The sequence below is a fragment of the Symbiopectobacterium sp. genome (genome assembly GCF_051710365.1).
Lineage (GTDB): Bacteria > Pseudomonadota > Gammaproteobacteria > Enterobacterales > Enterobacteriaceae > Symbiopectobacterium.
This window is the reverse complement of the sequence record NZ_JBPETA010000343.1, coordinates 1-1,647: the sequence shown is the minus strand read 5'-3', so window position 1 is coordinate 1,647 and position 1,647 is coordinate 1. Positions and strand designations below refer to the sequence as shown.

Below are 1,647 nucleotides of genomic sequence, written 5' to 3'. Positions count from 1 at the left end.
GATCAAGGTTACGGATGGTAACGTGGGGAGTACTCATGCTGATTGGTCTGCAAAAAGCAGTAATAAATTCAGAACGTCAGAATACCGTCAAGTCCCGAAAAAAGAAAAATCAGGTGCGGAATGACGGGTACATCATTCCAAAAGTGGAAGGTGGTGAGCAGATCACGTACTTCAATCACCATGTCTGCTCAGTGATAACTGAGAGATCAGAGGATGGAAAACCAATTTCACATATCCATCTCACTAACGGTCAAGTCATTGACTGCGCACTTGAACATCATGACGCAGTCGGTTCGATTCAGTTTTACAACCAGTAATATAGGTGATTTAAATGAAATTTTTTGAACTGCCGCAGGTGGCACAAAGCGCAGCTTGTGAAGTGTTAAAAAGTAATATTGGCTCTTTTGTAACCAATTCAGCAGATAATGAGCCAGCACTTCACCTGGCTCGTAAAATTAACGCCATATTTACCGAAATGTATTTTCCTTCCGGAAAAGATGGCGGCAAATCTCCGGACGAAGCTTACAAGGAACTGAAAGACGCATCAGGGAAACTTGCAATGCAGGTTACTGATATTACTGAATTCAGTCATCTTTCAAGCGATCCGAAACTTCGCGAGCATTATCAAGTAATCCTGAACAGAGCGTCCGAATCTGCTGCTCGTGTGCGTGATATGGTTCGTCGTTACTCGGACGTTTCTTAGTTGCAAGCAAGCTTAAGTCTTCGAGACGTTTGCAAAAAATAGCGCTTTGATTTTCATCAAGCATGCTTAAAAGCACCGTAAGAAGCCGAGTTAATACAGCATTTTCAATCTGCAATTTTTTAATGATGTCGTCAGACATGTGTGATTCCATTTTAACTGTTGGGGACTTCAAAATTATCAGATTTCTTGCTGTTGGGGAATAGCAGGGCACCACCGCCGCCTGAGGTGGAGAAATAAACCAGGCATTAAACCAAAGCGGATTAATGAGTCTGCTCTGTTTTAACCGCTCTTTACTATACCCGTTCACCACACCACCAAAACCATCTGTTGGAGGGAACATGGCTACTATCATTTACCGTAAATCCGTTAATCCTGTTAGCAAAACCAACGCCGCTATTCGCCGTCATGCCAGACGCAAGGCAGAAGCCATCCGTCGTGAACTGGTGACATCCCGTATCGATAAGGTATTGGGGCAGAAGCCAGAAAAACGCAAAGCGCTTAACCGAATTGAATTGGCTTTCAAGCGCAAACGGGCGCCACGAATTAATTTCAACTTACTGGCTAAGTTCAGAGAGCAAATTAACCGTTTCGCCGAAAAGTACGACAGGGTTAAGCGTCTTAACCATCGCATCTGGTACCGCAAACCGAAAACGGAGTATGGCATTACCGCCAGAGCAAGACAGACTCATACATCGTGGGGTGTTCGTGAAGTTTGAGGAGGGGTCTTATTGCCTGCAGCAAGTCGCCATATACCTAGGCTGTGTCCCTTAATTGCGTAACCGGTGGTAAAACACGCGGATGCAGCCCAGTTTCACCATTGCTAAATAACTGTTCCGAATAGTAGATCACCTGAAGGGAACTCAGTCCGAGTTGAGCGATCTGATCAATCGATAAAGATCCCAAATCATCAACCGGACTGAGCGATGTCGAGCATAGCACCGATA

At 44.7% G+C, this 1,647-nt stretch carries 4 protein-coding genes; 3 read left to right on the top strand and 1 reads right to left on the bottom strand.

Annotated features, from left to right (window positions below; translation table 11 throughout):
- From ACTBDZ_RS17615 to ACTBDZ_RS17605, 3 genes are all read left to right on the top strand, one after another.
- The coding region (locus tag ACTBDZ_RS17615) for a hypothetical protein (protein WP_438816247.1) at positions 1–317 on the top strand (317 nt) is incomplete at its 5' end.
- Positions 318–331: 14 nt separating this feature from the next.
- Entirely contained in the window at positions 332–703 is a 372-nt protein-coding gene (locus ACTBDZ_RS17610) for a hypothetical protein (protein WP_438816246.1), read from the top strand.
- Positions 704–1,041: 338 nt separating this feature from the next.
- The gene (locus ACTBDZ_RS17605) at positions 1,042–1,419 is read left to right on the top strand and encodes an antitermination protein (RefSeq protein WP_438816245.1); all 378 of its coding nucleotides are present in this window, start codon (positions 1,042–1,044) and stop codon (positions 1,417–1,419) included.
- A gap of 37 nt (positions 1,420–1,456) precedes the next feature.
- On the opposite strand, the gene ACTBDZ_RS17600 is transcribed toward ACTBDZ_RS17605, so the two are convergent.
- Positions 1,457–1,647 (bottom strand): hypothetical protein (locus tag ACTBDZ_RS17600; RefSeq protein WP_438816244.1); only part of this gene is annotated, 191 nt, incomplete at its 5' end.

Coding starts and splice junctions, on each gene's coding strand:
- ACTBDZ_RS17610 (WP_438816246.1), top strand. CDS start 332: ATGAAATTTTTTGAACTGCCGCAGGTGGCACAAAGCGCAGCTTGTGAA.
- ACTBDZ_RS17605 (WP_438816245.1), top strand. CDS start 1,042: ATGGCTACTATCATTTACCGTAAATCCGTTAATCCTGTTAGCAAAACC.